21 protein-coding genes are annotated in these 23,949 nt (G+C 69.2%); 6 read left to right on the plus strand and 15 right to left on the minus strand.

The features are described 5' to 3' along the window. Positions 1–13: 13 nt before the first annotated feature. Positions 14–1,753 carry an olefin beta-lactone synthetase gene (gene oleC / locus INQ40_RS12180; protein ID WP_194340634.1) on the minus strand — a complete coding sequence of 580 codons (1,740 nt, stop codon included), beginning with the start codon at positions 1,751–1,753 and terminating at the stop codon, positions 14–16. Next, positions 1,746–2,696, minus strand: a complete 951-nt coding sequence (locus tag INQ40_RS12185) for an alpha/beta fold hydrolase (protein WP_194340635.1) — start codon at positions 2,694–2,696, stop codon at positions 1,746–1,748. Before INQ40_RS12185 ends, oleC begins: the two co-directional genes overlap by 8 nt. A 260-nt stretch (positions 2,697–2,956) precedes the next feature. On the opposite strand from INQ40_RS12185, the gene argS reads away from it, so the two are divergent. Both argS and INQ40_RS12195 read left to right on the plus strand, forming a co-directional pair. Continuing rightward, the gene (argS, locus tag INQ40_RS12190; protein ID WP_194340636.1) at positions 2,957–4,642 is read left to right on the plus strand and encodes an arginine--tRNA ligase; all 1,686 of its coding nucleotides are present in this window, start codon (positions 2,957–2,959) and stop codon (positions 4,640–4,642) included. Beyond that, entirely contained in the window at positions 4,643–5,452 is an 810-nt protein-coding gene (locus tag INQ40_RS12195; protein WP_194340637.1) for an SPOR domain-containing protein, read from the plus strand. Positions 5,453–5,543: 91 nt separating this feature from the next. Here the strand turns inward: INQ40_RS12195 and INQ40_RS12200 are convergent, their stop codons facing one another. Both INQ40_RS12200 and speA read right to left on the minus strand, forming a co-directional pair. Next, positions 5,544–6,398, minus strand: a complete 855-nt coding sequence (locus INQ40_RS12200) for an NAD(P)-dependent oxidoreductase (protein ID WP_194340638.1) — start codon at positions 6,396–6,398, stop codon at positions 5,544–5,546. A gap of 45 nt (positions 6,399–6,443) precedes the next feature. Further along, the gene (gene speA / locus INQ40_RS12205; RefSeq protein ID WP_194342564.1) at positions 6,444–8,333 is read right to left on the minus strand and encodes an arginine decarboxylase; all 1,890 of its coding nucleotides are present in this window, start codon (positions 8,331–8,333) and stop codon (positions 6,444–6,446) included. Between the two features lie 176 nt (positions 8,334–8,509). Here speA and speE point away from each other — a divergent pair, with 176 nt between their 5' ends. After that, positions 8,510–9,361 carry a polyamine aminopropyltransferase gene (speE, locus tag INQ40_RS12210; RefSeq protein ID WP_194340639.1) on the plus strand — a complete coding sequence of 284 codons (852 nt, stop codon included), beginning with the start codon at positions 8,510–8,512 and terminating at the stop codon, positions 9,359–9,361. A gap of 6 nt (positions 9,362–9,367) precedes the next feature. On the opposite strand, the gene INQ40_RS12215 is transcribed toward speE, so the two are convergent. Further along, entirely contained in the window at positions 9,368–11,293 is a 1,926-nt protein-coding gene (locus INQ40_RS12215) for a DUF4153 domain-containing protein (protein ID WP_228482027.1), read from the minus strand. Further along, a complete protein-coding gene (locus tag INQ40_RS12220; RefSeq protein ID WP_043958974.1) occupies positions 11,277–11,615 on the minus strand; it encodes a P-II family nitrogen regulator in 339 nt (112 codons plus the stop codon). Before INQ40_RS12220 ends, INQ40_RS12215 begins: the two co-directional genes overlap by 17 nt. A gap of 176 nt (positions 11,616–11,791) precedes the next feature. Here INQ40_RS12220 and INQ40_RS12225 point away from each other — a divergent pair, with 176 nt between their 5' ends. Both INQ40_RS12225 and INQ40_RS12230 read left to right on the plus strand, forming a co-directional pair. Beyond that, a complete protein-coding gene (locus tag INQ40_RS12225) occupies positions 11,792–12,091 on the plus strand; it encodes an accessory factor UbiK family protein (protein ID WP_193984931.1) in 300 nt (99 codons plus the stop codon). Positions 12,092–12,100: 9 nt separating this feature from the next. Beyond that, complete coding sequence (locus tag INQ40_RS12230; protein ID WP_194340640.1) at positions 12,101–13,615, plus strand: YifB family Mg chelatase-like AAA ATPase; 1,515 nt, start codon at positions 12,101–12,103, stop codon at positions 13,613–13,615. Positions 13,616–13,669: 54 nt separating this feature from the next. Here INQ40_RS12230 and INQ40_RS12235 read toward each other — a convergent pair whose 3' ends face one another. From INQ40_RS12235 to aceB, 3 genes are all read right to left on the minus strand, one after another. Next, on the minus strand, positions 13,670–13,882 hold the full coding sequence (locus INQ40_RS12235; RefSeq protein ID WP_194340641.1) for a DUF2945 domain-containing protein: 213 nt from the start codon (positions 13,880–13,882) through the stop codon (positions 13,670–13,672). A 127-nt stretch (positions 13,883–14,009) separates the two neighbouring features. Next, positions 14,010–15,305 carry an isocitrate lyase gene (aceA, locus tag INQ40_RS12240; protein ID WP_194340642.1) on the minus strand — a complete coding sequence of 432 codons (1,296 nt, stop codon included), beginning with the start codon at positions 15,303–15,305 and terminating at the stop codon, positions 14,010–14,012. 53 nt (positions 15,306–15,358) lie between these two features. Beyond that, a complete protein-coding gene (gene aceB, locus INQ40_RS12245) occupies positions 15,359–17,041 on the minus strand; it encodes a malate synthase A (RefSeq protein WP_194340643.1) in 1,683 nt (560 codons plus the stop codon). Positions 17,042–17,187: 146 nt separating this feature from the next. Between aceB and INQ40_RS12250 the strand changes: the two genes are divergently transcribed. Beyond that, positions 17,188–18,159, plus strand: coding sequence for a LysR family transcriptional regulator (locus INQ40_RS12250; protein ID WP_194340644.1), 972 nt, complete (start codon positions 17,188–17,190; stop codon positions 18,157–18,159). Between the two features lie 3 nt (positions 18,160–18,162). Here INQ40_RS12250 and INQ40_RS12255 read toward each other — a convergent pair whose 3' ends face one another. The 6 genes from INQ40_RS12255 to INQ40_RS12280 all read right to left on the minus strand — a co-directional run bounded on the left by INQ40_RS12255 (position 18,163) and on the right by INQ40_RS12280 (position 23,929). Further along, on the minus strand, positions 18,163–19,602 hold the full coding sequence (locus INQ40_RS12255) for a glycosyltransferase family 2 protein (RefSeq protein WP_194340645.1): 1,440 nt from the start codon (positions 19,600–19,602) through the stop codon (positions 18,163–18,165). 171 nt (positions 19,603–19,773) lie between these two features. Next, positions 19,774–20,397: a lysophospholipid acyltransferase family protein gene (locus INQ40_RS12260; RefSeq protein WP_194340646.1), complete on the minus strand. Its 624-nt coding sequence runs from the start codon at positions 20,395–20,397 to the stop codon at positions 19,774–19,776. A gap of 60 nt (positions 20,398–20,457) precedes the next feature. Next, complete coding sequence (gene arfB, locus INQ40_RS12265) at positions 20,458–20,874, minus strand: alternative ribosome rescue aminoacyl-tRNA hydrolase ArfB (RefSeq protein ID WP_193984946.1); 417 nt, start codon at positions 20,872–20,874, stop codon at positions 20,458–20,460. Positions 20,875–20,883: 9 nt separating this feature from the next. Further along, on the minus strand, positions 20,884–21,591 hold the full coding sequence (locus tag INQ40_RS12270; protein ID WP_228482028.1) for a pseudouridine synthase: 708 nt from the start codon (positions 21,589–21,591) through the stop codon (positions 20,884–20,886). After that, entirely contained in the window at positions 21,576–23,264 is a 1,689-nt protein-coding gene (gene ubiB, locus INQ40_RS12275) for a ubiquinone biosynthesis regulatory protein kinase UbiB (protein WP_194340648.1), read from the minus strand. Before ubiB ends, INQ40_RS12270 begins: the two co-directional genes overlap by 16 nt. Further along, complete coding sequence (locus tag INQ40_RS12280; protein ID WP_194340649.1) at positions 23,261–23,929, minus strand: SCP2 sterol-binding domain-containing protein; 669 nt, start codon at positions 23,927–23,929, stop codon at positions 23,261–23,263. The genes ubiB and INQ40_RS12280 overlap by 4 nt, the downstream gene beginning before the upstream one ends. Positions 23,930–23,949: the final 20 nt, after the last annotated feature.

Genomic DNA, 23,949 nt, shown 5'->3' on the forward strand with positions numbered 1-23,949 from the left:
TAACGGCGTCGGGTCACTGCTTCGTGGCTGCCGCCCAAACGGCCAGCTTCTCGCGACCGATCTTGGCGTTGTGGCGGATGTCGACCGGGAATCCCGGGTGCAGGGCAAAGCGATCGATCATGACCAGTGACGGATGCATGTTCGCGATCCCGCGCAGGTCCTGGTCGATGGCGGGCCATTCGTCCCGGCGCACGCCCGCCTCCAGTTCCACACACAGCACCGGCTGCTGCGCGCCGACGGCACCGACCCCGACCAGCGCCGTCCGCCGCACCTGCGGATGCGTGTTGAACACCGGCTCCACCTGCTCGGTGTACAGCGGGCCGGCAGCGCTCTCCACGCGGTGCGACTTGCGCCCGCAGAACCACAGCCGGCCCTGCGCATCGAGATAGCCCAGATCGCCCATGCGGTGGACGATGCGCTCGTCATCCGCGGTCGGAACGGTGCCGGGCGTGGCACTGTCGCGTCCGGCGGTATCCGACCCGTCGGGCCCGTCACCTGTGCGGCCCACACGCTCGCGGATTTTCGCAGCCCGCGTCTGCGCGTCGCGGTTGAAATACGTGTCGGTCGCGGTCGGTCCGGTAACCGTGATCTCGCCCACCGCGCCGTCGGGCAGGCACAGCGCGTCGGACCACTCGGCGATCGGCGCGTTGGTGATCGCGATGATGCGCACCACGTTGGGCGCGGTCGGCCGGCCGACGCAGGTGCCCGCCCCGGCCTCGGTCGCCTCGCGCGTGGCCTGCAGCTCACGGCCCTCCATCATCGCCAACGGCAGGCATTCGGTCGCGCCGTACGGCGTCCAGAACCGTGCGTCATCAGGCAACAGGCGGCGCAGTGTCGCCACCACATCGGCCGGCACCGGCGCACCGGCCGACATCACCCGTTTCAGTGTCGGCAGGGGCTCGCCGTGGCGCGCCAGCACCGCCATCAGTGCCGGAGATCCAAACAGCTGGTCCACGCCGAACCGGTCGATCGCGTCGTGCAGCTTGCGCGGGTCGGCCTCGGCGGGCCGGGTCGCGTCCATGTCGGGAATGATCGAGGTCACCCCCAACGCCGGGTCGAACAGGGCGAACGGCGGGAAGGTCGGGAGGTTCACCCCGCCGGGGACGATGCCGAACGCGTCGCGCAGCATCGCCACCTGGGCGAGGAAGTGCCGATGCCGGTAGACCACGCCCTTGGGCACGCCGGTGGAACCGCTGGTAAAGAGGATCGCGGCGACGTCGTCGGCGTCTGTCGCGGCTGGCGAAGCCGCCTCACCGGACGCGATTGCCCGGACCCCATCTTGCTCGACCTGCGCCAGCGTCGCATCGCTGAGCCACGGACGCCGCGCGGTGGTGATCGCCAGCCGAGCGGACTTCGCCCAGCCCAGCAGGCGACGCGCAACCTGCGCCAGGCCGATGCCGATGAAGGCATCCGGCATCGCCTCGTCCAGGCATTGGCGCAATGCGCGGCGGTCGATGCCCGGATCGACCAGTACCGGCACGGCGCCGGCCTTGAACAGCGCGAACATCAGCAAAAAGAATTCCGGCGACGGCCGCACCATCACCACCACGCGGCTGCCGTGGCCGACCCCGCGCAGCGCCAGTCCCGCGGCGATCGCGTTGCTGCGCGCGTCCAGCTGGGCATACGTCAGGCTGAGGTCGTAACTCGCCAGGCCGTCGCGCCGGCGCGTGCCGGGGCAGCGCATCGCGATGCGATCCGGATGCTGCGCCGCCAGCCGTGGCAGCGCGTCGGCGATGTTGGCCCGCTCAGTCACGGGGCAATGGGTGGCTGTCCACGGGATCGTTGTCCACGGCATGCTTGTCGAGGAACGCGCGGATCGCCGGCACCAGCACTTCGTGACGGTCTTCCAGCACGTAGTGGCCGGCGTCCGCGAAGGCGTGCACCTCCGCGTCAGGAAGCGCGTCGGTGAAGCCCTTGAGGAAGTGGCGGTCGAACACGAAATCCCTCAGGCCCCAGCCCAGGAATACGGGACGGTCGGCGAACTCCGGCAGGCGGCGTCCGGCCTCGGCGACCAGCGGCCAGGCCCGGTCGCCCTCGCCCAGCGGGATGTCCTGCATGAAGCGCAGGGTGCTGATGGCGTTTTTCCAGCCGGTGTACGGCGCGATATAGCCGCGGCGCACGTCGGCCGGCAACGAGCGCCTGGTGCCCATCCATGCCGCGCCGCGGGCGAACAGGTTGAAGCGGCGGATCAGGTAGCCGCCGATGCGCGAATCGCGACCGAAACCCAGCCGCTTCGGCATCCGCTTGGCCGCCGGCAGCGGGAATGCCGCAGTGTTCAGCACCACCAGCCGTTTGACCTGGTCAGCGTGAGTCAGGGCCCAGCCGAAGCCGATCATGCCGCCCCAGTCGTGCACCGCCAGCGTCACCGGGCCGCTGATGCCCAGGTGCCGCAGCAGCGCGCCGACGTCATCCACCCGCGATTGCAACGTGTAGTCGTATCGCGGCGAGGCATCGGGCGCGTCGTCCGGCCGATCCGACAGGCCCATGCCGACGTGGTCCGGCACGATGCAGCGGTAGCGGTCCGACAGGCCGCGCACCAGGTGCCGCCAGTAGAAGCTCCACGACGGGTTGCCGTGCAGCATGACCACCACCTCGCCGTCGAGCGGGCCTTCGTCCAGATAGCTCATCGCGATGCCCGGGCGGACCTCGAACCGGGCTGGCGTAAAGGGGTAATCGGGGAAATCGCTCGCTGTCATCGCCGGCTCTTGCAGGTCCCGCACGACGACCCGAGGCCAGGCGGAGAGTGGGCCATTATCGGCGGCTGCGACGGCGAATGCACCGCGACGCCGGCCCGCGCCTCCAGCCCCTGACCTGTGGCCGCGAGTCCCCGGCAACGAACCACCAGCACCGGTCCCCGCCGGCGCCCCCTCTCATGGCTTCAAGCCTCGCCAGACCGTCCGGACGCGCCGTTGCGAACCGGGTAAAATGGCCGGTTCCGCCGCACCGTCGAGTTTCCGTGAAAGCCACCCTGCATGCCCTGATCGCGCACGCCATCGACGCCCTGCGCGCCGCCGGCACCCTGCCCGCAGATCTGCCCACGCCCGATTTCGTCATCGAGCGACCGAAGGCGCGCGTGCAGGGTGACTTCTCGACCAACGCCGCGATGCTGCTGGCCAAGCCGGCGCGCTCCAATCCGCGCGCGATCGCCCAGGCGATCGTCGACGCGGTGCCGGCCAATGCCGATATCGGCAAGATCGAGATCGCCGGTCCGGGCTTCATCAACTTCCACATCGACGAGGCCGCCTGGCGCCGGCAGCTGGGCGAGGTGTTTGCCCAGGGCTCCAACTACGGCCGCAACCTCACCGGCCAAGGCCGGTGCGCTGGCGTGGAGTACGTCTCCGCCAACCCGACCGGTCCGCTGCACGTCGGCCATGGCCGCGCGGCGGTGATCGGCGACTGCATCGCCCGCGTGCTCGACGCCAACGGCTGGGAAGTGGCGCGCGAGTACTACTACAACGATGCCGGCGTGCAGATCGAGAACCTCGCCCTGTCGGTGCAGGCGCGTGCCCGCGGCATCGGCACCGATGACCCGGCGTGGCCCGAGAACGGCTATCGCGGCGACTACATCGCCGACGTGGCCCAGGCCTACCTGGACGGCGCCAGCGTCGAGCTCGACGGCGAGACGCTTACCGGCGCCGCCGATGCCGACAACCTCGACGCGATCCGCCGCTTCGCCGTCGCCTGGCTGCGGCGCGAGCAGAACAGCGACCTGGCCGCCTACGGCGTCGGCTTTGACGTCTATTTCCTGGAGAGCTCGCTGTATACGCAAGGCAAGGTGGAGGAAACCGTCGCCGCGCTCACCGCGAACGGCCACACCTACGAGGACGGCGGCGCGCTGTGGCTGCGGACCACCGATTTCGGTGACGACAAGGACCGCGTGATGCGCAAGTCCGACGGCACCTACACCTACTTCGTGCCCGACGTCGCCTACCACCTGAGCAAGTGGCAGCGCGGCTACCAGCGCGCGATCACCGAGCTGGGCGCCGACCACCACGGTTCGCTGGCCCGCGTGCGCGCCGGCCTGCAGGCACTGGATGCCGGCATCCCGCAGGGCTGGCCCGAGTACGTCCTGCACCAGATGGTGACGGTCATGCGCGGCGGCGAGGAAGTGAAGCTGTCCAAGCGCGCCGGCAGTTATCTCACCCTGCGCGATCTGGTCGACGAGGCCGGACGCGACGCCACCCGCTGGTTCCTCGTCGCGCGCAAGCCCGACTCGCAGCTGACCTTCGACATCGACCTGGCGCGCAGCCAGTCGCTCGACAACCCGGTGTATTACGTCCAGGTCTCGCACGCGCGGATGTGCGGGTTGATGCGCCAGCTGGATGAGCGCGGCCTGTCATTCGACCGCGACGCCGGCCTGCAGCTGGGCCTGGAAGACGACGCCGCGACCCACGATCTGGTGACGACGATCCTGCGCTACCCCGATGTGGTGGAGACCGCCGGGCGCGACCTGGAGCCGCACCAGGTCGCCGCCTATTTGCTGGAACTGGCGCAAGTCTTCCAGTCGTATTACAACGACCATCAGTTCCTGGTGGATGATGCCGACCAGCGCCACGCCCGGCTGGTGCTGGCGATGGCGACCCGACAGGTGCTGGCCAACGGTCTGGAATTGCTGGGCGTAAGCGCCCCCGAGGTGATGTAAGTGGCAGCACGACGCGGTAAATCACAGGCGCGACGCAACCAGGGCAACAGCGGCATGCCCGGCTGGGCATGGATGATTCTGGGCATCCTGATCACCATCGTGGCGATCGTGCTGCTGCCCAAGGTGCTCAAGTCCGACGGCGATGGCTTCTTCCGCCCGCAGCCCAATCCCGACGCGCAGCCGGCCCCGGTTGCGGTGGACGACAGCGTGGTGAGCCCAGGCGCCACCGGCAAGCCGCCCGCCAGCGACGGGCCCAAATACGATTTCTACACCCTGCTTCCCGGCAAGGAAGTCGCCGTCAGCGACGCCGAGCTGGCCGCTACCGAGCGCGCCGAAGAGCAGCGCGCGGAAGCCCTGCGCGCTGCGGCCGCGTTGCGCGGCGAGACGCCGGCGGCGGCGGTCGCCCGCAATCCGGACGCGGCGGATCCGGCGCTGCCGACGCCGGTCAGCGAGGAGCCGGCGACTCCGGCGCCGACGCCAACCACGCCAGCGGCCAGCACCGCCGCGACAACAAGCCCGGCGGCCACGCCCGCGGCCGCGGTGGCAGAGCCCAAGCCCGTCGCCGCTGCCGCCGATGGCAGCCGTTACCTGCTGCAGGCCGGCGCCTTCCAGGCTTCCGGCCAGGCCGAGGAGCTGAAGGCGCAGCTGGCGATGATGGGCCTGAGCGCCCGCGTGGAGCCGGCGCAGATCAACGGCAACACCGTCTATCGCGTGCGCATGGGCCCCTACGGCAGCGCCGGCGATCTGGCCGATGCCAAGCGCAAGCTCGCCAGCAGCGGCGTGTCGGCGATGGCGATCAAGGCCCAGTAGGGCCGCCTGCCGCACTGCCGGTGGCCGGTAACTGGTAGCGGCTCGCGGCCGCACGCACCGGTGGAGGTCGCGCCCGCAGGCGCGGCGAAACTCAGCTGCCGCGCTTGAGCTTGATCAGCGCCGACGTATCGCTGTCGCCGTCACCCTGGTCGACCAGGCGACCGTAGTCGGCCAGCGCCAACTCCAGCGTCGACAGCTGGATCGACGCCTCGCGGGCGATATCGCGGACGATGCGCAGGTCCTTGAGCATGTGCGCGCTCTTGAAGCCGGGCGCGAACTCGCTGCGCATCATCGTCCCGCCGCGTTTCTCCAGGAACCAGTTGCCGGCCGCGCCCGCCATCAGCGTGGGCAGCAGGCGATCGGCGTCCAGGCCGAGCTTCTCGCCCAGCGCGAGACCCTCGCAGACCGCCTCGTTGATGCCGGCCACCAGCACCTGGTTGACCGCCTTGGTGGCCTGGCCGGCGCCGGTCGCGCCCATGTGGCTGATCCGGCTGGCGTAGGCCTCCAGCACGGGCCGCACCTTCTCGATCGACTCCGCGTCGCCGCCGGCCATCACCGACAGCTTGCCGTTGCGCGCGCCTTCCACGCCGCCCGATACCGGCGCGTCGACGAAGCCGATGCCGTGCTCGTGCAGCATCGCCGCCGCGCGGCGCGCCGTCTGCACAGAGACGGTGGAGTGATCCACCACCACCGCGCCGGGCTTGAGCACCTGCGCCAGCGCCTGGACGTTCTCGAGCACGTCGGCGTCCAGCGAGACACACATCGCGACCACGTCGCAGTCGGCGAAGTTGTCGGCCGAGCGCGCCGCACGCACTTCCAGTTCCCTGGCCAGTGCGTCGGCCTTGGACTGGGTGCGGTTGCCGACCACGGTCAGCAGGCCGCGCGCGTGCAGGTAGCGAGCCATCGGTGCGCCCATCGCGCCCAGGCCAATGAATCCGGTTTTCATGCAGTTCCTCGTGCCTGGTCCAGGCGTTGATGCAGGGCCCCTCGACTACGCCAGTGGCGCGTCGCTGAGGTAGGTGTATCCGGTCAGGCCGGCTTCCAGCGCGGCGTTCAGGCGATCGGCCTCGTCGGCGGGTAGATCCGCGGCGTCGACCTTGGCACGGTAGCTGGCGCGCAGCTCCTCAAGCGAGTAGCCGACATAGTCGAGCATCACGTCGGTGGTGTCGCCGCGGCGCTGCTGGGTCAACTGGTAACCGTCGCCGTCGATCTGCACCGCGACCGCGTCGGTGTCGCCAAACAGGTTGTGGATGTCGCCGAGGATCTCCTGGTAGGCGCCCACCAGGAAGAACCCCAGCCGGTAGCTCTCGCCGGGATTGAGCGAATGGATCGCCATCGAGGTGTCCAGCGTCTCGTTGCCGACGTAGGTGTCGATCCGCCCGTCCGAGTCGCAGGTCAGGTCGGCGATCACCCCGCGCCGCTGCGGCGCCTCGTCCAGGCGCTCGATCGGCATGATCGGAAACACCTGCTGGATCGCCCAGACATCGGGCATCGACTCGAACACGCTGAAGTTGACGAAGTACTTGTCCACCAGCCGTTGGTTGAGCTCGTCCAGCACCGCCTGATGGCTCTTCTCGCCGGGGCTGAGGCGCTCGCGCACGCCGTGGGCGATCAGGTAGAACAGGTCGTCGATGCGGGCGCGGTGGACCAGGTCGATCTGGCCCAGCGCGTAGGCGGTCAGGCCTTCGGAGTGGAAGTGGACGGCCTCGTGGAACAGCTCCACCGCCGGGCGCGAATCCAGCTCGGCGTGGATCCCGCGCAGGTGGCGGATGACCGCCGGCTCATCGTCGTGCTCGTCGGGCACCCGGCCTTCCGGCGCGGGCTCAACCTCGGAGACGTTGGCGATCAGCACCGCGTGGTGCGCGGTCATCGCACGGCCGCATTCGGTGACGATGCGCGGCGGCGTCAGGCCGTGCTCGATGCACGCATCGGCCAACGGCTGGACGATGCTGGATGCGTACTGCTGCACGCCGTAGTTGATCGAGTAATAGCTGCGTGAGCGGGTGCCCTCGTAGTCGATGCCCAGCCCGCCGCCGACGTCCATGTAGCGGACATTGGCGCCCAGCTTGGACAGCTCGACCAGATAACGGGTCGCCTCGCGGATGCCGCTGGCGATGTCGCGCACGTTGGAGATCTGCGAGCCCATGTGGAAATGCAGCAGGCCCAGGCAGTCGGTCATCCCGGCCTCGCGCAGGCTTTTCCACAGGTCCAGTACCTGGCGCGGGGTCAGGCCGAACTTGGCCTTGTCGCCGCCGCTGTTCTGCCACTTGCCCGCGCCCAGGCTGGCCAGGCGCATGCGCACACCGATCCCGGGCTTGACCCCGAGCGCCTTCGATTCTTCCAGCACCAGCGCCAGCTCGGAGGGCTTCTCGATGACGATGAAGGTTTCCATGCCCAGCTTGCGGCCGATCAGCGCCAGACGGATGTATTCACGGTCCTTGTAGCCGTTGCAGACGATCAGGCCGCCGGGACGGCTCAGCGCCAGCACCGCCATCAGTTCGGGCTTGCTGCCGGCCTCCAGGCCGAAGCCCTCGCCGTGGTGCGAGGCCAGCGTGCCGGCCACGCCCTGATGCTGGTTGACCTTGATCGGGTAGACCGCGGTGTAGCCGCCCGCGTAGTCCGCATCGGCCATGGCCTGGGCGAACGCCGCCTGCAGCTTGCCCAGGCGGTCGCCGAGGATGTCGGGGAAGCGCACCAGCAGCGGCAGCTTGGCGCCGTTGGCGCGCGCCTGGTCGACCACCTCCGGCAACGCCACCTCGGGTCCATTCGCCCCTCGCGGCCGCACCGTCACCCGGCCCTGGTCGTCGACGTCGAAGTACCCCTCGCTCCAATGCGGGACGGAGTAGGTCTTGCGGGCCTGATCGATCGACCAGTGGGACATCGGCATGCTACCGGCAGCGGGGGGACGGGCATTCTATCGCCCCACGCGGGCCCGGGACGTCACGACGCAGATCACGGCCTGTTGCGGCGCGTTGGTTACAATTCGCGCCCTTCCCTCTGCCACGGCACTCGGTGTCCGCCGACCTGAATGTGGCCGCCAACACTGGACGAAATGCAATGAATGCTGAGACGACGTGGCACTACGAGAACTTCGAGCCCTCCGGCTCCGCGATCGGCTTCCGCATCACCCGCAAGCTGGACGAGGTGCAGTCGCCGTTCCAGAAGATCGAGATCTTCGAGACCACCGACTGGGGCAACCTGATGCTGATCGACGGCGCGGTGATGCTGACCAGCCGCGACAACTTCCTCTACCACGAGATGATGTCGCACCCGGCGCTGTTCACCCACGCCGATCCGAAGCAGGTCGTGATCATCGGTGGCGGCGACTGCGGCACCCTGCGCGAGGTGCTCAAGCACCCGGGCGTGGAGCGCGCGGTGCAGTGCGACATCGACGAGCAGGTCACCCGGATGTCGGAGAAGTACTTCCCCGAGCTGTGCGATTCCAACGACGATCCCCGCGCGCAGCTGCTGTTCGATGACGGCATCGCCTACATGAAGCACCGCGCGCCCGGCAGCCTGGACGTGGTCATCGTCGATTCCACCGATCCGGTCGGCCCGGCTGAGGGACTGTTCAACAAGTCCTTCTTCGAGTCGTGCTTCCGTGCGCTCAAGGACGACGGCATCCTGGTCCAGCAATCCGAATCACCGCTGGTGCTGCTGGACCTGATCAAGGCGATGCGCGCGGAGATGGGCAAGGCCGGCTTCACCTCGTTCCAGACCCTGCCCTTCCCGCAGCCGTGCTACCCAACCGGCTGGTGGAGCTGCACGCTGGCGCGCAAGGGCCAGGGCTTCGACTTCCGCGAGGCCGATGCGCGCGCCAAGGCCTTCACCAGCAAGTACTACAGCGCCGACATCCACCGCGGCGCGGCAAGCTTGCCGCCGTTCGTGGCCGAAGCACTGGAGGGCTGATTCCGCTCAGTCGGCCGGATCGACGGGATCCGCCGGCTCGGGCGGATTGCCCTTGCCGTCCGCATCTGCGTCATCCACCCGATCAGCTGAATCGATTTCGGCAGTCGGCTCGGCCGGCTCGGCCGATGGCTCCTCGATCGCATTGCGCTGCCCGGCAACCTCCAGGTCCGGCCACCGCCGCGGCACCAGTTTCACGTCGCCGCGGCGCAGCGCATCCGCGAGCGTGCGCTTGGCGTTGTCGAACATCACCACCGGTGCGACGTCGTTCCAGGTGCCGTTGTCACGCGCGTGCACGCGGCAGTGCACGGTGTGATCGACGCCCAGGTGGCACAGCAGCACGTCCAGCACGCCATCCGCGTCCAGGTCGCGCACGATGGCGACGCATTCACTTCCCGGTTGCCCACAGGCGATGGAGTCCAGATCGCCTGCCGCCATCGCGTTCCACCAGCCGGCCTCCGGCTCCGGGCCGATCACGGGGATTGCGCCCGGCTGCAGCGACGCGCGCTCCTCCGCCGTCGCCTTGGCCTGGTCGTCCGAATCCCATGGCTGGTAGCGCCCGGTCTGCAGCAGGACCCGCTCGATACGGTCGGACAGCCCGGCGTTCGACGCGACCTGCGGAGCCTTCGACAGTTCCTGCAGCGTCGTGTAACCCGCACGACCGGAGCGGTAACGCAGGTAGACCTCATCAAAATCGTCCGCGCTGGTACGCCCGTCCAGCAGACGCTGGGCCTGGCTGGCGGCGGCGATGCGCTGCGGGTCCAGCACCGGCGAATTGACCAGCAATACCAGTAGCAGGGCGGCCAGCGCAGCGGTCACGTTCACCGGCTCGATGCGCGCCAGCCAGCGATCGCGTCGGTCCAGCGCCGCCCATGCGTACCCAAAGGCGTGCACGGTGAGGATCGCCGCCGCGATACCCGCCCAGATCCGCTCCACGCTCCAGCCGTACTGGCCGACGCGCAAGCCCAGGGCGACCAGCGCCAGCACCGCAAATACCGGCAGCACGACCAGCCCCGCCCCCGCCAGCAACCGCAACGGGCGCGGATACGGCGCCGGATCATCACCGTCCTGGTAGACCGCGTTGGCAAACACCACCATGGCCACGAGCAGCGCCATCAGGACCGTGGCCGCCGAGGCGGTGCTCCACAGTGGCTCCAGGCCGGTAAACGGCAGGGTCGCCACGAACAGCACCGCGATGGCCGCCAGCAGCGGAAACAGGCCGGTGAAGATTGCGATCAGCAGTCGGCGCATCATCTGCACCGGTCGCGCCTGGCTGCGTCCGACCAGCACGCCGAGACCGCCGAACAGCCCGGTGGCGAGATACGCGAACGCCGTGCCGGTAAACAGGTCGGCAAAAAATTCCACGCCGATGAGCTTGAACAGGCCGGCCCACAGGCCCAGCACCGCCCAGCAGATTCCGGTAAAAACACCGGCAACCAGCAAGGTCAGCAGGTTCTGCCAGGCGTGCGCGAACAGTTCCGGGTAGGGCGCGCACCAGCGACCGTGGGCCTGCCGGCACTGCAGGAACGGGCCGGCCACGAACAACGCCGCGGCCATGCTGATCGCGAACGGCGCCAGCACCGCGGAAGCCTCCAGTCCCGGCGCGCCGGTGGCCGACCGCGCCGCCCACGCGCCGAGGCCGAGGAAGACCAGCGCCACCAGCGCGGCGTTCTGCCAGAAGCGCGCGTCGTCCAGACGGCGCACCGACAACGCCATCGCCGTGGGCACCGCGAGCACCAGCGCGTACCAGCACACGCGGGTGCCCAGCGCCCCCAGCACCGGCCAGCCCCGCTCCGCACCGACCCAGACCACCCACAGCGCGAGCGATTGCAGCAGCGCCAGCAGGACGATGAAACCCTGCACCTGGCGTGACAGCGGCTCCTCGGCGGGACTCATCGCGTCGCCCGCGGCCGCGCCCTCAGAGCGCATCGGCATCCAGCTCGCCGGTGCGGATGCGGACCACCCGGTCCAGGTCCCAGACGAAAATCTTGCCGTCACCGATCTTGCCGGTACCGGCGGTCTTCATGATCGCCTCGACCACGGTGTCGACCTGGTCGTCGGTGATCGCCACTTCCAGCTTGATCTTGGGCAGGAAATCGACCACGTACTCGGCGCCTCGGTACAGCTCGGTGTGCCCTTTCTGCCGACCGAAGCCCTTGACCTCGGTGGCCGTGATGCCGGCTGCACCGGCCTCGGCGAGTGCCTCGCGCACGTCATCGAGCTTGAACGGCTTGATCACCGCCATGACCATCTTCATCGCGAACTCCGGGGCTGCAGGGCATCGTGGCGACGAGGATAGCGCGAAGCCCGGCGACCGCTGCGGTAAACTGGGCACCCGGCCTGTCAGATTTTTCCGACAGCCCATCGCGGGCCCGGCCGATTGTGGTGCGACTTCGCGCGACCCAGTGTTGAACCATTGCCGGAGGAGCCAACATGATTGATCTCAACCACATCGATGAACTTGCACGCCGTCTCAGCGGCCTGGTGCCGCCCAGCCTTCGCGAAGGTCGCGAGGAGCTGCAACAGAACTTCAAGTCCGTCCTGCAGTCGGGTCTGTCGCGGCTGGATCTGGTGACGCGCGAGGAGTTCGATGTGCAGCGCGCGGTCCTGTTGCACACCCGGGAAAAACTCGACCAGTTGCAGCGCACCGTGACCGAGCTGGAAGCGCAGCTGGGCTCGCGCGTGAACGCCGGCGCGGAAAGCGCCGACCCGTCCGCGCCTCCTCGCCACTGACCTGCCCCGATGAACCTGGCACTCGTGCACAGCCGTGCGCGATCGGGCATCCGTTCCGCTCCGGTCCGCGTGGAGGTGCATCTGGGCGGCGGGCTTCCCTCGATGTCGATCGTCGGCTTGCCGGAAACCGCGGTGCGCGAATCGCGTGAGCGCGTACGTGCCGCGATCCAGTGCGCCCAGTTCGAATTCCCGGCCCGGCGGATCACCGTCAACCTCGCCCCCGCCGACCTGCCCAAGGGCGGCGGCCGCTTCGACCTGCCGATCGCGCTGGGGATCCTCGCCGCCAGTGGGCAGATCCCGCTGGAGGCTCTGGGTGAATACGAGTTCCTCGGCGAGCTGGGCCTGACCGGCGAGTTGCGCGCGGTGGACGCGGTGCTGCCGGCCGCGCTGGCCGCGGCCCAGGCCGGCCGCAAACTGGTCGTGCCGCCCGCCAACGGCGCCGAAGCCGCACTGGTCAGCGGGGTGGAGACGCGGACCGCGCGCACGCTGCTGGAAGTGTGCGCGATGTTGTCAGGGCATAAATCGCTGCCACGCGCCGACGCTGCAGCCCCGAGTCGGCGCGTCGGACCGGACCTGGCCGATGTGCGCGGCCAGGCGCATGCGCGCCGCGCACTGGAGGTCGCCGCGGCGGGTGGTCACCACCTTCTCCTCGTCGGGCCGCCAGGCTGCGGCAAGACGCTGCTCGCGTCCCGCTTGCCCGGTCTGCTGCCGGTGGCCAGCGACGCCGAAGCGCTGGATTCGGCGGCCGTCGCTTCGCTGGGCGGACGTGGCGTGGACGCGTCGCTGTGGCGAGAACGCCCGTTCCGCTCCCCGCACCACACGGCCAGTGCGGTCGCGCTGGTCGGCGGTGGCGCCGAGCCGCGACCGGGCGAAATTTCCATGGCGCACAACGGCGTACTGTTCCTGGACGAGCTGCCCGAGTGGAGCCGGCGCACGCTGGAGGTGCTGCGCGAGCCACTGGAGTCGGGCACTGTCACCATCGCGCGCGCCGCCCGCAGCGTCGAGTTCCCGGCGCGCTTCCAGCTGGTCGCAGCCATGAACCCCTGTCCGTGCGGGTGGGCCGGCGACCCCAGCGGGCGCTGCCGCTGCAGCCCGGACATGGTCCTGAACTACCGCGCGCGAATCTCCGGGCCGCTGATGGACCGGATCGACCTGCACGTCGAGGTGCCGCGGCTGCCGCCATCGGAACTGCGACCGGATGCCGCGCCTGCCGAGAACAGCGATACCGTCCGCGAGCGCGTGGTCGCCGCCCGCGAGCTGCAGCTGGCTCGTGCGGGCAAGGCCAACGCCCACCTCAGCCAGTCAGAGACCGGTGCGACTTGTCGCTTGGCCGAGGGAGACTTTGCCCTGCTGGAACGTGCGATCGACACCCTCCACCTGTCGGCGCGCTCGATGCACCGGATCCTGCGGGTGGCGCGGACAATCGCCGACCTGGCCGGCAGTCCACAGATCCAGACCACGCACCTGAGCGAGGCGATCGGCTATCGGCGAGTGGATCGCGGGATGCCTCTGGCAACCGCCTGAAGGATTGACCGCGCGCATCAACCCGTCACCTGTGATCCGGCGGCGGCCGCTCGCCTATTTCGCAATCTTTTCCAGTGCGCTGCCCTTGTGGGCGGCGATGTGATCGGTGTTGTCGCTCTTGATCTCGTACTGCGGCTCCTCCGCGCTGGCGCGGTGGGTGTGGCCCTTGTAGTCGAAATCACGCTTGTGGACCTTGGTGATCCTGCCGCTGACGTGGCCGGCTTCCGAGTTCCAGCGCACGTGGTCGCCCACTTTGAATTCCGCCATGAAATCCTCCTCTCGCTTCAACAGGGGGCGGGAACACGCGGTAGCCGACACGCCCGGCGCGCTCAAAACGAGTGCCGCCCCTTCCATGGGGCAGCATCCTCCCGCGCGGGTGGTGACCGCGTCAGCGTCAGGCCAGTGCTGGCTCGGACTGGAACTGCTCCTCTTCAGTTGACCCGGTCAGGGCGGTGGTCGAGGACTGCCCGCTCTGGATCACCTGGGTGACCGAATCGAAGTAACCGGTGCCGACCTCGCGCTGGTGCTTGACCGCGGTGAAGCCCTCGCCGGCGGCGGCGAACTCGGCCTGCTGCAGCTCGACGAACGCACTCATCTGGCGCTGCGCGTAGCCGCGGGCAAGGTGGAACATGCCGTAGTTCACGGCGTGGAAGCCGGCCAGGGTGATGAACTGGAACCTGTAGCCCATCGCCGCCAGTTCGATCTGGAACCGGGCGATGGTCGCGTCGTCCAGGTTGGCCTTCCAGTTGAAGCTGGGCGAGCAGTTGTAGGCCAGCAGCTTACCCGGGAACCTGGCGTGGATCGCCTCGGCGAACCGGCGCGCAAACTCCAGGTCCGGCTTGCCGGTCTCGCACCACACCAGGTCGGCGTAGGGCGCGTAGGCCAGGCCGCGGCTGATCGCCTGGTCGATCCCCTTGCGGGTCTTGTAGAAGCCCTCGACGGTGCGCTCGCCGGTGACGAACGGGGCATCGGTCGGGTCGATGTCGGACGTCAGCAGGTCGGCGGCTTCGGCATCGGTGCGCGCGACGATCAGAGTGGGCACGCCCATCACGTCGGCGGCCAGCCGCGCGGCGACCAGCTTCTCGATTGCCTCGCGGGTCGGCACCAGCACCTTGCCGCCCATGTGGCCGCACTTCTTCGCACTGGCCAGCTGGTCCTCGAAATGCACGCCGGCGGCACCGGCCTCGATCATGCCCTTCATCAGCTCGAACGCATTGAGCACGCCGCCAAAACCGGCCTCCGCATCGGCGACGATGGGCTGCAGGAAGTCGATGTCACCGCTGCCTTCGGCGCACTGGATCTGGTCGGCGCGCAGCAGCGTGTTGTTGATGCGCTTGACCACCGCCGGCACCGAGTCGGCCGGGTACAGCGACTGGTCCGGGTACATCTGCCCGCCCAGGTTGGCGTCGGCGGCGACCTGCCAGCCCGACAGGTAGATCGCCTTCAACCCGGCCTTGACCTGCTGCATGGCCTGGTTGCCGGTCAGCGCGCCCAGGGCGTTGACGAAATCCTCGCGCTGCAGCGACTGCCACAGCTTGTCGGCGCCCAGACTGGCCAGGCTGTGCTCGACGGCGACGGTGCCACGCAGACGCACGACGTCCTCGGCCGAGTAGGGACGGGTGATGCCCTTCCAGCGGGGGTTGGTGTTCCAGTCGTCACGGATCTGATCGGCGGTGGGTTGGGTGCTCATGGCAATGTCCTTTGTGGGGTGACGTTTAGGCGGAACAGGCGAATGGGTGCGCGTCACTCGAGGCGGCGGTAGGCGGGAACGGTGAGGAAGTCCTCGAGGGTGTCGGCGTGGCAAAGGCGGTCGAGCATGCCGATGGCTTCCTCGATCCGGCTGCCGCCGACGAGCTCGCGGCGATCACCCAGGCGCGCCGGCAGACCAATGAAGGCGCGCTCCAGCAGGATCAAGTCGATCGGTGTGCCCTCCTCCAGTTGCGGCGGCTCGGCCTGCGGATTGCCCGCGGCGATCGCCTGCGACTGGCAATGGAGCCACTGCCACAGCTGGGTGCGGGCGATCTCTGCGGTGGCCGCGTCCTCCATCAGCCAGTGGATGGGCACGCACCCGTTGCCATCCAGCCACGCGGCGAGGTAGCGCACGCAGACCTCGACGTTGCCGTCGAAGCCGGCGCGGGTGATCGTGCCCAGCGGCGGCGTCAGCAGCTGGTCGCGCAACTGGCGCTCGGTGAAGGCCTGCACGTCCTCGCGCAGCACGTGGCGCTGGTGCTCGCCGGGCATGCGTTCGTCGAAGATGTCGCGGGCGAGCGGGATCAGCGCCGGGTGCGCGACCCAGGTGCCGTCGTGGCCGGCGGTGACCTCGCGCAGCTTGTCGGCGCGCACGTTCGCCATCGCCCGCTCGTTGGCGGCCGCATCGTCGCCGATCGGGATCTGCGCGGCCATGCCGCCCATGGCGTGGGCGCCGCGACGGTGGCAAGTGTGGATGAGCAGTTCCGAGTACGCGCGCAGGAAGGGCCGGTCCATGCCGACCTGGCCGCGCTCGGGCAGCAACCGGTCCGGATGCGCGCGGAAGGTCTTGATGTAGCTGAAGATGTAGTCCCAACGCCCGCAGTTGAGACCGGCTATCCGGGACCGCAAGGCGTGGAGGATCTCGTCCATCTGGAACACCGCCGGCAGCGTCTCGATCAACACGGTGACCCTGATCTGGCCTTCGGCCAGGCCCAACGTGCGCTCGACGTGGTCGAGCACGTCGTTCCACAGCGCGGCCTCTTCCATCGACTCCAGCTTGGGCAGGTAGAAGTACGGGCCGCGATCGCGCGCCGCCAGCGCGGCGGCGTTGTGAAAGGCGAACAGTCCGAGGTCGAACAGGCTGGCGGACATGGGCCGGCCGTCGACCTGCACGTGCTTCTCGTCCAGATGCCACCCGCGCGGACGCACCAGCAGCACGGCCTGCCCGGCGGCCGGTTTCAGCGCGTAGTGCTTGCCGGGAGTGCCGTCGGCGCGGGCAGGGGCATCGAACTCCAGCGTCCCATCGACCGCGCCGCGCATGGCGTGCTGGCCGGCGATCAGGTTCTTCCAGGTCGGCGAAGTGCTGTCCTCGAAATCGGCCATGAAGCAGTTGGCCCCGGAGTTCAGCGCGTTGATGACCATCTTCGCGTCAACCGGACCGGTGATCTCGACCCGACGGTCACGCAGGGCGGCTGGCAGCGGCGCGACCTTCCAGTCGCTCTGGCGGATGTTGCGCGTGTCCTCGCGGAAATCCGGAAGCGCGCCGTTGTCGATTTCGGCCTGGCGGGCAACGCGGGCGGCCAGGCAGTCCAGGCGCCGGCCATCGAATCGACGATGCAGCCCGGACAGGAACTCGCTGGCCGACGCGCTCAGCAATTGATCCTGGTCCTCCGCGACGGCGCGGACGCTGAACCCTTGCGTGGCCGGTTCGCTCTCGCGTCTCATGACTGCCGACATGCCGTTGCTCCAGTGGTTGGGCACTCGACCATGCGTCGCCGGTGGCTTTATTTACAATTCAGATATATCAATACGATGTATAAGGGCAGCTTATATCTGATGCCGTAACCAACGTTGGACCGGTGAAACCGGGCACAGGAGTACCCATGAGCATCGAGCCACCACCGGCGACACCCCGCTTCTCCTACAAGGGCGATCGACTCAAACCGCTGCGCGCGTTCTGCCAGACGGTGCGGCTGGGGTCGGTTTCCCGCGCCGCCGAGGCGCTGTTCCTGAGCCAGCCGGCGGTGAGCCTGCAGTTGCAGGCGCTGGAGCGGGATCTGGGCGAACGCTTGCTGGAGCGCAGCGGCCGACGTCTGGTGATGACCCGCCAGGGCGAGGCGCTGTACGACCTGGCGCGACCGTTGGTGGAGGGCATCGACGAACTGCCGGACGCGTTCCGCAAGCAGCTGCGCGGGATGGATGGCGGCGAGCTCAACGTCGCCGCCGGCAGCTCGACCATCCTCTACCTGTTGCCGCCGATCGTGGCCGCCTTCCGCGCCGCGCATCCGGAGGTACGTCTGAACCTGCACAACGTGACCGGCGCCGGCGGGCTGGAGCTGCTGCGCTCCGACGAGGTGGACCTCGCGGTGGGCTCGATGCTCGACGTCCCCGGCGACCTGGATTACGCGCCGGTGATGCGTTTCGAACCGATGCTTATCACCCCGCCGGACCATCCGCTGGCGACCCGGGCCAAATTCGACCTGGCCGACCTGGCCCCCTACGGACTCATCCTGCCGCCGCAGCGCCTGACCACCTATCGCATGGTCGATCTGGTGTTCCAGCGCCATCAGGTGCCCTACACGGTCGCCCTGGAGGTCGGCGGCTGGGAGGTCATCAAGCAGTACGTGGCGATGGGGCTGGGGATCAGCATCGTCACCGCGATCTGCCTGACCGAAGCCGACAAGGACCGGCTGGCGTCACGCTCGCTCGCCGAATGGTTCCCCTACCGCAGCTACGGCGTGGTGGTGCGGCGCGGCAAGTACCTCAGCCCGCAGGCGCGCGCATTCACCGAACTGATCAAGCCCGACCTGTTTACCCGCCGCGACCGCGACGACAGCGGCCCATCGGAGCGCTGATGCTCAATGGCGGATCGCGCGCGGCCGGCGACGCCCGCTCGCGTCGCGTCGGACATGCCAGTCCAGATCGCGCTTCCACCACCGGCGGATCGCGAACCAGCCCAGTGCGACCGGCTCCTGCAGGATCAGCAGATAACGGACCGGCGCCCATGCGAGCGCCTGCAGGGCTGCGCGCAAACGCGGGCCGGAGGCGAAGCGCGCGGCAATGAAGCAGGTGGCGAGGACTTCGAGAGCGACGACGATCGCCAGCGCGGTCCATTGTCCTGCCAGCGCCAGCACCCACAGCAGCACCGGGTAGCCGATGCGCTCCAGCGCGATCAGCGCCAGCGGCGTTCCCAGCGGTCGCCCGCGCTCACGGGTGATCCGCTCGCCGAATCCCTGCCGGTAGGGCTCCTGGACCCGTCGCTCCGCCTTGCCCCGGCGCCACTGTGCGGCATCCTCGCGGCGCGCTGGACCCGGCATGCGCAAGCGTCGCAGCGGACTGCGCAGCAGCACATCGAAATAGTGGTGGAGCTGCAGGAACCCCGCGCTCCAGCGCCGCGAGTGTTCCGGCAGGCGCAGCAGCGACGGCGCTCGCGTGCGGGCCACCACGTCGGGCACGCGGATGTTGCGGTAGCCGGCGTTCATCAGCGCCAGCGCGATGAAATGGTCCTCCAGCGCGGTGAAGTCGTCTCCGCGGATCGGCTCGTAGCGGTGGAAGAGGTCGCGCAGGTAGCGGCGCCGGTAGGCCACCGCCCCACCGCTGCCAATCGGCACGCCCCCGTCCACACGCGATACGCCGGCGTCGAGGAAGTCCTGCTGCAGCACGGCCATGTGTGCGTGGTAGCCCTGCGACATCCGCTGCAGCGCGGTCTGCCAGCGATTGTGCGGTCGTTGGCGATGCGCGTAGTCGTCGTCACCTAGCCAGTTGCGGAACGGCGCGGAGGTTTCCAGCCGTTCACACGCGGACTCCTGCAAGGGCAGCATCCGTCCACTGGCACTGGCGATGCCCACGCCCTGGTACAGCTCGCAGATGCAGCGCTCGATATAGTCCGGCGACTCCAGCACCGCGTCCGCGTCCAGCACCAGCAGCACGTCGCCTTCGAACTCGCGCGACTGGCGCTTCAGCGTAACCACGCGGCCGATCGACCAGCCGCGGGCAATCGTTTCCAGCCGTATGCCGTTGGCGCGGGCGAACTCGCGGGCCAGCTGCAGGCTGTGGTCGCGATCAATGCCGCCGTCGTCCACCAGCAATACCCGCCGCGGCAGCCGGGTCTGGCCCAGCAGCGATGCCAGGCAGTGGACGACGGTGTCGTGATGGCGGCACACCGGGATCACGACATCGACCACCGCGTGGCGCCAGTCTTCGGCCGGCGTGGGCACGGTCGGGTCGGGCGGCCGCAGATGGCCCAGCATCGCCCACCACGCACCCGGCCCGGCCGCGAACCAGGGTGCGCGGGCCACGCTCAGCTCCATCGGGCGTGCCGGCCCGGCTGCTTGGTGCGGCGCGAATTCATGCGGCGTGACTGCTCCGGCAACGGGGAGGCCGCGCTACGCGGCGGATGCTGCGACGATTTGTGTGATCAGTTTTGTGACGCTCTCTGTGACGAGCATCGCAATAATCATGCCAGTCGTTCAGGCGTCGTGCAGCTTTCCCTTGGATACCGACCGGTACCAGGCGCGGATCCGATCCATGTCGGCCTCCATGTCAGCGCCGGTCTGAAACGGCGCGGCGACCACCAAGCGGCGCTGCGGGTAGTGGAAGTACACCGGCAGGATGGGCACGCCGGCCGCATCGGCGATCTTCCAGAAGCCGCTCTTCCAGCGCTCCACCGGCTTGCGGGTGCCTTCCGGGGCCAGTCCGAACCAGAGCCGCTCGGCGTCGCGCAGCATCGCGGTCGCCTGCTCCACCACGCCGTGCGCGGCGCTGCGGTTGACTGGAATCACGCCGAGCTTGCGCAACAGCCACCCCAGTCCGGGCACCCGGAACAACGAGTCCTTGCCGAGGATCCGCACGTCCACGCCCAGCGCCAGCTTGGCCGCGAACCCCCACACCGCGTCCCAGTTGGACGAATGCGGCGCACCGATCAGCACCACCCGCGGCAGGTCGGGGAACTCGCCGGTCATGCGCCAACCGCCCAGGCGCAGCACCGTACGGCCGAACCAGCGTCCAAAGTGGCTGGGCCGCACGCGCGGCACATTGGGCGGCAACGTGGGCACGCTGCCTGCCGGCACTTCCGGGTCGTCTCTCGCCGTCATCGAGCGCCCATCTCCCCTGCTCTGCTCTGCGCCGATGATCGCACCAAGCGGCCGCCTCGATCAGTCCCAGTCGGTCCGCGAGCGTCCCTGCTTGATGGTGCCGCGTTCGCGCTTGCCGGCCAGCCGCCGTTCCTTGGACCCTCGGGTCGGACGGGTCGGAATCCGCTTCTTCGGTGCGTGCAGGCTCTGGCCGATGAACGCCGCCAGCCGCTCGCGCGCGTCCTCGCGGTTGCGGTCCTGGGTGCGCAGGGTCTGCGCGTTGATGACCAGCACCCCGTCGGCGGTGATGCGGCGATCGCGACGGGCCAGCAGGCGGGCGCGCACCGGCTCGGGCAGCGACGGCGACTGGGCGATATCAAAGCGCAGCTCCACCGCCGTCGATACCTTGTTCACGTTCTGCCCGCCCGGACCGGCCGAGCGCACGAAACGCTCGACCAGTTCGGACTCGGGAATGACGATATTGCCGATCCGGACCATTCCCTGAGTCTAGAAGTACGCCAGCGCCCTGGCGAACTGGGCGTCCGGCGGCGCAATGGCTTCCAGCGCTTCTCCGCTCGCCGGGTGGGCGAACGCGAGCCGGTGCGCGTGCAGCAGCATCCGGTGGATGCCGACCATGCGGAAGGCGCGGTTGTGGCGACCGTCGCCGTGGCTGGTATCGCCGATCAAATGGTGGGAGACGTGCTTGAGGTGGCGGCGGATCTGGCGGAATCGTCCGGTCACCGGTTGCGCCTGCACCAGCGCGTAGCGCGAGCTGGGGAAGCCGGACGACGGCCAGTCGCATTCGGTCCGCGCCAGGACCTGGAAGCGGGTCTGCGCCGGCTTCTTCACCGGCTTGCCGGGGCCGCCGTCGAGCGGGTGGTCGACATCGAAATCCGCCTCCGGCCAGCCGCGGCAGATCGCGCGGTATTCCCGGTGCAGCTCGCCGGCCATGACCGCCTTGCCCAAGATGGAGGCGGCGTCACGGTCGAAGGCCAGCAGCAGGCAGCCGCTGGTGGCACGGTCCAGGCGGTGGACCAGGAACACCTTGCGCCCGAACTGCTCGCGCAAGCGGTCGGCGGCAAAATCGGTCTCGCCCCGGGCCAGCGCGCTGTCGTGGACCATCAGGCCGGCCGGCTTGTTGATCACGGCCAGCCACTCGTCCTGGTACAGCACCGGCAAGGCAAGCGCCGCAGGATCGCTCAACGGCGCGGCCACGCCAGCAGCATCGCCGCGACGCCGGCGATTCCGGCAATCCACGAAGCGACGGGCACCGACCACTGCCCGGCGCCGCCGGAATCGAACCCGTACAGCACCGCCGAGGCGACCAGCAGGCCGCTGCCCAGGATTGCCGCGACCGTCCGCTTCTGGGTTTCGCGCGCAGTGCGTGCCAGCTCGGCCAGGTCCGCCGAGCGCATCCGCAGCTCGTGTTCGCCGCGCACCTGCTGGGTCAACCAGGTGTGCAGCAGGCGCGGCATCTCGGGGGCGTGGGTCACGAACTCGGGCAGGTGGCGACGGAACTCGCGCAGCAGGCGCCGGGGACTGTAGCGGGCGGCGAGGATCTTCTTCAGCACCGGCTTGGCCACGCCCCAGATGTCGATGCGCGGATCCAGCTGGCGTCCCAGGCCTTCGATGTTGAGCAGGGTTTTCTGCAGCAGGATCAGCTGCGGCTGCAGGGTCAGCTGGTGGCGCTGGGCAGTGCGGAACAGCTTGACCAACACCTCGGCCAGCGAAATCTCGCTCAGTGGACGGGTGAAATACGGCTCGCAGACGCCGCGCACCGCGGCTTCCAGCTCGTCCAGGCGGCTGTCGGCCGGCATCCAGCCCGCGCGCAGGTGGAGCTCGGCGATGCGCCGGTAATCGCGGTTGAAGATCGCCATGAAGTTCTCCGCCAGGTAGTACTGGTCGTCGTCGGAGAGCTGGCCCATGATTCCGAAATCCAGCGCGATGAAGCGCGGGTTGGCCTTGCGGGCGGGGTCGATGTCGACCCAGATGTTGCCGGCGTGCGCATCGGCGTGGAAGAAGTTGTCGCGGAACACCTGGGTGTAGAACACCCGCACGCCCTTGGCCGCCAGCGCCGGGCGGTCGATCCCGGCCGCGTCCAGCGCCTGGATGTCGTCGGAAGGGATGCCATACACCCGCTCCAGGGTCAGCGCCTTGCCGGCGGTGTGGCTCCAGATCACTTCCGGCACGTACAGGTCATCGCTGGGCGAGCCGTCCGCCCGGGTCCAGAAGCGCCGCAATACGCTGGCGTTTGCCCCTTCGCGCTCAAGGTCGAGCTCGGCGGCCAGCGTGCTTTCGATCTCGGCGACGATCGCGCGCGGGCGGATCTTCTCCGCGCGCGGATGGGTCCGCTCGACAATCCCGGCCAGCGCGCTCAACAGGCCGATGTCGGCTGCGACCTGATCCTCGATGCCCGGCCGCAGGACCTTGACCACCACCTCGCGCGCCGGATTGCCGCCGGACGCCGACAAGGTCGCGGCGTGGACCTGGGCGATGGAGGCCGAAGCCAGCGGAGTGGTGTCAAAGCTGGCGAACGCGGCCTCGACCGGCCGGCCCAGCGACGCTTCCACGATCGCGCGCGCGACCTCGCCATCGAACGGCGCCACGTTGTCCTGCAGGGTCGACAGCTCCACCGCGATGTCGGGCGGCACCAGGTCCGGGCGGGTCGACAGGATCTGGCCGAACTTGACGAAGATCGGCCCGAGCTCCTGCAGGGCCAGGCGCAGGCGGACGCCGCGCGGCTGGGACACAATTTCCGCCGACGCGCGCGGCACGAACGGCCGCGCCAGCTTCAACCAGCGCTCGGCCGAGGTGCCCTCAAGCAGCTCGTCGAGGCGGTAGCGCAGCAGTACGCGACCGATGCGCCAGGCGCGCAGGGCCGCTTTCACGACGCGCTGCCCGGTGCGGCGACGCCGCTGTGAAGCCGCCCGACACGGGCGACCAGACGCTCCACGTCGTCGCGGATCGCGTCCACGTCATCGTGGAACGCCTCCAGCTCGGCGCGCGGCACCACGTCGCGCGATTCCTCGGTGACGTACTCCGCCGCGCTGCCGGCCAGCTCGCCGGCGACCACACGCGCCTGCTTCAGTCCGGCGGCCAGCGCGTTGGCGACCTGCACCCCGACCACATCGCCGAACACGCGGGCGAATGGCTGCTGCCAGTCCGGGTCGAAGCCCTCGGCCAGCCGCTGCAGGCGTCGCGCCAGGTCCGCATCGCCTTCCATCCGCAGCCGCCCTACCGGCGGCGCGTCATCGTTGCGCAGGAACGGCAGCTGCCCCAGCAGCCCGGACAGGGTGCTGCTGATCGACAGGTGGCTCGCCTCGGCGGCGTCCACCGGGCCGACTTCGAGCCCGTCGCCTACCACCCGGATCTGCAGCGCCAGCGGCGGCGAGGACAGGTGCAGTGCGACGCGACGACCGTGGAGAGCGGCCAGGCTGTCGCGGGTCTGCGGATCCAGCGCGAGGGCGCGGTTCAGGGCGGTCTGCAACGCGCGCCCGGCCAGCGGCTTGAGCGCCGCCAGCGGCGACGGAGGAAGTGAGCGGGACTGGGTCATGCGCGCATTCTACTTGGCGC

Origin of the sequence: Lysobacter sp. H21R4 (assembly GCF_015277535.1) — a bacterium.
Taxonomy (GTDB): Bacteria; Pseudomonadota; Gammaproteobacteria; order Xanthomonadales; family Xanthomonadaceae; genus Novilysobacter; species Novilysobacter ciconiae.